Raw genomic sequence first — 6,667 nt, forward strand, 5'->3', positions numbered from 1 at the left:
TAAGGCCTTTTTTGTGGTGTATAAGTTAGCGTGCGTAAGGGTCTGCAACTATTTTATCTATATACCATTTCCCTTTTTTACGAAGCATTTTAACGCTGCGCATATCATCGACTTTATCGCCATTAAAGTAGCCTGTAAAAATGAGGTTTATTTTGGCGTTATCGCCATATTGTTCGCGTACGCTCATGTTGGTCATATCGACTTCAATTACTACTTCATCGTATTGCAGGTTTACTAAGTTTCGGGCAAATTGCTTAGCGGTGCCATAGGATTTCATAATTCGGCTGAGGTTAGGGGTGGCCATTGTGCTGGCTTTTTGTAAATCTTTTTGATTATACAATGCATCAAAGTAAGCGGTGGCTGTATCGCCCGGTGAGTCGCCCAGCGTTTGTACGCTATCGCCACAGGCGGCTAAAAATAAGCATACGATAAAACTTAAATAAGCTGTTGTTTTTTTCATGTTGAATGTTTTTAATTAGTTTTTTTAAAGTGTGTGGTTAATTAAACAAGATGTAAAGCAGCACTGGGGAATAAATAGAAAATTGAATCATAAATAATAAAAAAGGATGCCATAAGCATCCTTTTAAGTATCTCAAGGAGAGAAGTTTACTGTACTAATTCTTGCTCGCTAAATTCTTCAGCAAACATTGGGCTAGACAGGTAACGCTCTGTGGCACTTGGTAAAATCACCACAATATTTTTATCAGCGTTTTCTGGCTTTTCAGCAAGGCGTTTAGCGGCAACAACAGCTGCGCCTGATGAAATACCCACTAAAATACCTTCTTTTTTCATTAGCTCATGAGCCATTGCAATAGCATCTTCGTTTGATACTTGCTCAGCACCATCAATCACACTTAAATCAAGGTTACCAGGAATAAACCCTGCGCCAATACCTTGAATTTTATGTGGTCCTGGTTTTACTTCTTCGCCTGCAAGCGTTTGGCTAATGACAGGTGAGTTAGTTGGCTCAACTGCAATCGCTTTAACATCTAGGCCTTTTTCGTTTTTAAGGTAACGGCTAACACCTGTAATAGTACCGCCAGTGCCTACACCTGCTACAAAAAAGTCTACTTTACCATCAAGCGCTTCAAAAATTTCTGGGCCGGTTGTTTCAAAGTGAATTTTTGGGTTAGCTGGGTTTTCGAACTGTTGTAATAAAATGTATTTTTCTGGATCTGTTGCTTGAATTTCTTTTGCTTTTTCAATTGCGCCATTCATACCTTTAGCGCCATCTGTAAGCACTAAGTTAGCGCCTAATGCTTTTAATAGTTTGCGGCGCTCTAGGCTCATTGTATTTGGCATGGTGAGTGTTAATTTGTAACCACGTGCTGCTGCAACAAATGCAAGGGCAATACCTGTATTACCCGATGTAGGTTCAATTAGCTCTTTACCTTTAACAAGCTGACCTGATTTTTCAGCTTCCCAAATCATTGATGCACCAATACGACATTTAATACTAAAGCTAGGATTACGCGATTCTACTTTAGCGTAAACGTTTCCGCCTGTTACGCGATTAAGTTTTACCAGTGGTGTATTACCAATGCTTAGTGAGTTATCTTCAAAAATAGTAGACATAATGTTCCTTTGGATACAATCTGATCAATGTGTTAATAGCCTTTGCTATTAACTATATAAATACACTTTACTGCGAGTTTAAAAAAACTAAAGTAAAGTTTGGCTATAACATATATCTATTGGGCTTATAACCAGCCGAAATAAAAATTAGTTATTATTGTTGCTTTAGTTATTAAAGATGCGGGCTCATTTTTAAATTTAAAGAGTAAATTTCGCCACGTAGTTAAAAAATGCTCAGAGTAGGCTAATTATTGCGATGTTTTTGTGTGTTATTTGCGCACATGAATATAACTTGAATACTTTTATCACACAATGCGCCTAAAACATGTTAAAAACACTCTATCTATATTCAACTAAGCAATCACAATGAAGTTAATCTTAAAATTAATTGCCGGTATTGTGGCCGGTATTTTGGTCGGGCTTTATGTGCCTCTCACAGGTGTTGAGCTTTTATTTACTGTTAAAGAACTTATTGGCCAACTTATTTCTTTTACCATCCCATTAATTATTTTATTTTTTATTGCTTCGGGCATTGCGGGCTTGCCTAAAGGGTCTGGCCATTTATTAGGTAAAACTGTTGGCTTTGCTTATAGCTCTACAGTAATTGCAGGTACGCTTGCCTTTTTACTAGTAAGTGCGGTTATTCCACTGCTAAGTGGCAATATTACGTTTGAAGCCGAAGTTGCCACTGAAATTGGCAGTTTTATTGATTTAGAAATTCCACCGCTGATGGGTGTAATGACAGCGCTTGTGACTGCATTTGTGTTTGGTATTGGCATGAGCCAACTTGAATTAGAAACACTTAAAAAAGTGTCTGATCAGGGTCGCGATGTAATCGATGCTTTATTATCTAAAGTAATTATTCCGGCATTACCATTTTACATTGCGGGTGTATTTGCAGAAATGACCGTAGCAGGGACCGTGGTAGATACACTGCAAACCTTTGGTGTTGTGCTTATTGCAGCACTTGTTATGCATTGGCTGTGGCTAACCGTATTATATGTTTCTACGGGGATATTACTTAAACGTAACCCGTTGGAGCTCGTTAAAAATATGCTTCCTGCTTATTTTACAGCGCTGGGGACAATGTCGAGCGCGGCAACCATTCCGGTGTCTTTGCAATCAAGCAAAGCAAATAACGTAAAAGAAGATGTAGCAAACTTTACAGTGCCACTGTGCGCTACTATCCATTTATCGGGTTCTACCATTACGATTGTGACGTGTGCAATGGCCGTTATGTTTTTATCGCCAAGCATGGAAGTACCTTCTTTAATGGGGATGCTGCCGTTTATTATGATGTTAGGGGTAGTAATGATTGCAGCGCCAGGTGCGCCTGGTGGAGCAGTAATGTCGGCGCTCGGTTTATTAACCAGTATGCTTGGCTTTAACGAAGGCGCTGTTGCACTTATGATTGCACTTTACCTTGCGCAAGATAGCTTTGGTACAGCGTGTAATGTAACAGGCGATGGTATTATTGCCCTATGGGTAGACCGTTTTAGCGAAAAAGCAGCGTCATAAAAAAACTAAAGTACTGGTTTTTAGCAGTAGTAAAATAATGCTAAAAGATGAGTACACCTAAAGCGAAGCAATAATATTAGTTATTGTTTCGCTTTAACTGTGGTAATGTGGCAAATTAGATTGTTTGTCGCGTATTGTTAGGTTAATGAGGGTATTACATTGATTAATGTGCTTTTAGTTGATGACCATGAGCTGGTACGAACTGGTATAAAACGTATATTAGATGATGTACGTGGTTTTAAAGTGGTAGGCGAAGCTAAAGATGGAGAGGCTGCGGTACAGTTTTGTCGCCAGCACGCACCTAATATTGTATTAATGGATATGAACATGCCTGGCATGGGTGGCTTAGAGGCCACAAAAAAGATTTGTCGCTATTGCCCAGATGTAAAAATTATTGTGCTTACGGTTAATTGCGAAGACCCATTTCCATCAAAAGTAATGCAAATTGGCGCGCATGGCTTTTTAACCAAAGGTGCGGGTTCTGATGAAATGGTTCGTGCTATACGGTCTGTTCATGCAGGTCAGCGTTATATCGCCCCAGAAATTGCACAACAAATAGCCCTTGCACAAGTAACAGGGCGTACCGATGAAAACCCTTTTCAAAGCTTATCTGAGCGCGAGCTACAAATTATGCTAATGATCACCAAAGGTGAAAAAGCTCAAGATATTGCCGAGCGCTTAAATTTAAGCTCAAAAACAGTGAACAGCTACCGTTACCGTATGTTTGAAAAATTAAACGTAGGGGGCGACGTTGAGCTTACTCATTTGGCTATTCGCCATAAAATGATTGATATAGACGTATCTCATTAATTTTTTAATTTATGTCTGAATTCGATCACGCCCAATTTTTAAAAACGCTATCAAGTGAACCGGGTGTATACCGTATGCTTGATAGTGAACAACAAGTTATTTATGTCGGTAAAGCTAAAAACTTAAAAAAACGAGTAAGTAGCTACTTTAGATCTAATCTAACCGACAGCAAAACCCGTGTGCTAGTGAGTAATATTTGCGATATTGAAGTTACGCTCACAAACACCGAAACCGAAGCCCTGCTGCTTGAAAACAACCTTATAAAAAAATATCAGCCGCGTTATAACATTTTATTACGTGATGATAAGTCATACCCCTATATATTACTTACCAGTCATAAACATCCGCGTTTAGCCTTTCATAGAGGCAGCCGCAGGGTAAAAGGCGAGTATTTTGGTCCTTTCCCAAGTGCTGGCGCAGTGTCGGAAAGTTTGCGTTTAATGCAAAAAATATTTCCTGTACGTCAGTGCGAAGATGCCTATTACCGTGCTAGAAGCCGTCCGTGTTTACAGTATCAGCTAAAGCGCTGCTCAGCACCGTGTGTTAATAAAGTGACAGAGCAAGAGTACGGCGAACAAGTTGATTATGTACGTAAGTTTTTAACAGGTAAGTCGCACGAAGTAATAGCCGATTTAATAAAAAAAATGGAAGCGGCGAGTAAAGACCTTAACTTTGAGCTCGCAGCTAAAGTGCGTGACCAAATTATGCTACTGCGAAAAATGCAGGAGCAGCAGTCTATTTCAGGTAATTTTGCTGAAATGGATGTGGTAGGTTTTGCGCACTTAAATGGATTAAATGGGATTCATTTATTAATGATCCGTGATCATAAAGTGCTAGGCAGTAAAACCTATTTTCCAAAAGTGCCTAAAGATTCGGGGCAAGAGGAAATACTCACTTCGTTTTTAGGGCAATATTATTTAGCGCCTGGTGCGACAGGGCGCATAGCAAAAGAAATTATTTTACCGTTCGAGATTGAAGAAAGTAGCGCATTGAGTGAAGCTCTTACGCAAATTAGTGAGCGCAAAGTATCGCTTAAAGTGGTCACCCGCGGAGAGCGAGCACAATACCTTCAACTTGCTAATAAAAACGCATTAAACAGCATTACCGTTAAACAAAGTACGCAAGACTCTATAAACAAACGTTATGCACAATTAAAAGCGACCCTAGGCTTAGATGATATAAACAGAATGGAATGTTTTGATATCAGCCATACCATGGGGGAGAACACAGTAGCCAGTTGTGTAGTATTTGATTCGCAAGGGCCAAATAACAAAGAGTACAGGCGCTACAACGTAACGGGTATAACCGGCGGTGATGATTACGCGGCAATGGAGTTTGCACTGAACAAACGCTACAACAAAGTGGTAGATGAAGACAAAATTCCTGACGTTATATTCATTGATGGTGGTAAAGGGCAACTAGGCCGTGCAGAGCAGTATTTTGCCACGTGGCCACATGCTAAAATGCCGCTGTTAGTAGGTGTAGCAAAAGGCACAAGCAGAAAGCCAGGCCTTGAAACCTTATTAATTGATGGCGGGCGAAAAACGATTCCTATGGATTCGGATGCGCCAGCACTTCATTTAATCCAGCATATTCGCGATGAGTCGCACCGATTTGCCATTGCAGGGCACCGTAATAAGCGCCAAAAACAGCGCACGCAATCATTATTAGAAGAGATCAATGGAGTAGGTTCTAAGCGCCGCCAAACATTATTAAAATATTTAGGGGGCATGCAAGGGGTAAAAGCTGCTAATATAGAACAGTTAAAGAAAGTTCCTGGGATCAGTCCTGACATGGCTGAGAAGATATTTAACCATTTGCATGACAAGGGCTAGCCCTTCATGCGAATATAGAAAAAAGACATATCCAAGTAGTTATGTGGAATATTCCAAACACACTCACAACCTTTAGACTTTTTCTTATCCCCATATTTTTGGTGATATTTTACTTGCCTTATAGCTGGGCGTTTTTTGCTGCCGCTTTTATTTTTTGGCTTGCATCAATCACCGATATACTTGATGGCTATTTAGCACGAAAGCTAGAACAATCTACGCCTTTTGGTGCGTTTTTAGACCCTGTAGCCGATAAGGTTATGGTGTGTGCTGCACTTGTTGCGCTCTCTGATCATTATCAGTCTATGTATATGACGATTCCGGCACTTATTATTATTAGCCGTGAAATAGTGATATCTGCATTACGTGAGTGGATGGCCGAACAAGGCAAACGTGGAAACGTTGCAGTATCAAATATGGGCAAAATAAAAACCGCGGCGCAAATGTTGGCGATTATTGGCCTAATTTGGCAATACGATACGTGGATGATCTATTTAAGTTTTGCTTTATTGTATATAGCCACCTATTTAACACTGAGCTCTATGGTGCAATATTTAATGGCTGCATGGAGTGAATTGACCAAAAATTGATTGTAAATGTCTAATAACGCACCGTTTTAGATAAAAAATAATCAAACAGTTCAAAAGTGGCATTTTTTGTGTTGACGCGTTTAATAATCTCTGTAGAATGCGTCCGTGTTGAGAGGGCATAGCCCCTAAGATAAAGAAAACCAAAGTTACTTAGTTAGCAGCGTAAACATCGCAAGATGTTGAATAACGCAGATAATTAAATAATAATGCGGCACTAGCTCAGTTGGTAGAGCGCGACCTTGCCAAGGTCGAGGTCACGAGTTCGAGCCTCGTGTGCCGCTCCAAATTAGTTTGATCCACTTGCTTTAAATAGCAAACTCGATGCCCGAGTGGTGGAATTGT

6 protein-coding genes and 1 tRNA gene are annotated in these 6,667 nt (G+C 40.0%); 5 read left to right on the forward strand and 2 right to left on the reverse strand.

All coding sequences use genetic code 11. The annotated features are described in order from the left end of the window. Positions 1-25: 25 nt before the first annotated feature. Together CWC04_RS01320 and cysK are read right to left on the reverse strand one after the other, a co-directional pair. Positions 26-460, reverse strand: coding sequence for a hypothetical protein (locus CWC04_RS01320; protein WP_138684423.1), 435 nt, complete (start codon positions 458-460; stop codon positions 26-28). A 146-nt stretch (positions 461-606) separates the two neighbouring features. Continuing rightward, positions 607-1,575 (reverse strand): cysteine synthase A, encoded by a 969-nt coding sequence (cysK, locus tag CWC04_RS01325; RefSeq protein WP_138684424.1) that lies wholly within the window; start codon positions 1,573-1,575, stop codon positions 607-609. Positions 1,576-1,941: 366 nt separating this feature from the next. On the opposite strand from cysK, the gene CWC04_RS01330 reads away from it, so the two are divergent. The 5 genes from CWC04_RS01330 (at position 1,942) to CWC04_RS01350 (ending at position 6,609) form a co-directional block, all read left to right on the forward strand. Continuing rightward, entirely contained in the window at positions 1,942-3,093 is a 1,152-nt protein-coding gene (locus CWC04_RS01330) for a dicarboxylate/amino acid:cation symporter (RefSeq protein WP_024033649.1), read from the forward strand. 159 nt (positions 3,094-3,252) lie between these two features. Beyond that, a complete protein-coding gene (gene uvrY / locus CWC04_RS01335) occupies positions 3,253-3,903 on the forward strand; it encodes a UvrY/SirA/GacA family response regulator transcription factor (protein ID WP_004589511.1) in 651 nt (216 codons plus the stop codon). Between the two features lie 11 nt (positions 3,904-3,914). Continuing rightward, positions 3,915-5,738, forward strand: a complete 1,824-nt coding sequence (uvrC, locus tag CWC04_RS01340; RefSeq protein WP_138684425.1) for an excinuclease ABC subunit UvrC — start codon at positions 3,915-3,917, stop codon at positions 5,736-5,738. A gap of 41 nt (positions 5,739-5,779) precedes the next feature. Then, on the forward strand, positions 5,780-6,325 hold the full coding sequence (gene pgsA / locus CWC04_RS01345; protein ID WP_024033647.1) for a CDP-diacylglycerol--glycerol-3-phosphate 3-phosphatidyltransferase: 546 nt from the start codon (positions 5,780-5,782) through the stop codon (positions 6,323-6,325). Positions 6,326-6,533: 208 nt separating this feature from the next. Next, positions 6,534-6,609, forward strand: a tRNA-Gly gene (locus CWC04_RS01350). The last annotated feature ends 58 nt before the right edge of the window (positions 6,610-6,667 follow it).

The organism is Pseudoalteromonas sp. S2893, from assembly GCF_005887105.1.
Classification (GTDB): domain Bacteria; phylum Pseudomonadota; class Gammaproteobacteria; order Enterobacterales; family Alteromonadaceae; genus Pseudoalteromonas; species Pseudoalteromonas atlantica.

Coding starts and splice junctions, on each gene's coding strand:
- CWC04_RS01320 (WP_138684423.1), bottom strand. CDS start 460: ATGAAAAAAACAACAGCTTATTTAAGTTTTATCGTATGCTTATTTTTA.
- cysK (WP_138684424.1), bottom strand. CDS start 1,575: ATGTCTACTATTTTTGAAGATAACTCACTAAGCATTGGTAATACACCA.
- CWC04_RS01330 (WP_024033649.1), top strand. CDS start 1,942: ATGAAGTTAATCTTAAAATTAATTGCCGGTATTGTGGCCGGTATTTTG.
- uvrC (WP_138684425.1), top strand. CDS start 3,915: ATGTCTGAATTCGATCACGCCCAATTTTTAAAAACGCTATCAAGTGAA.
- pgsA (WP_024033647.1), top strand. CDS start 5,780: ATGTGGAATATTCCAAACACACTCACAACCTTTAGACTTTTTCTTATC.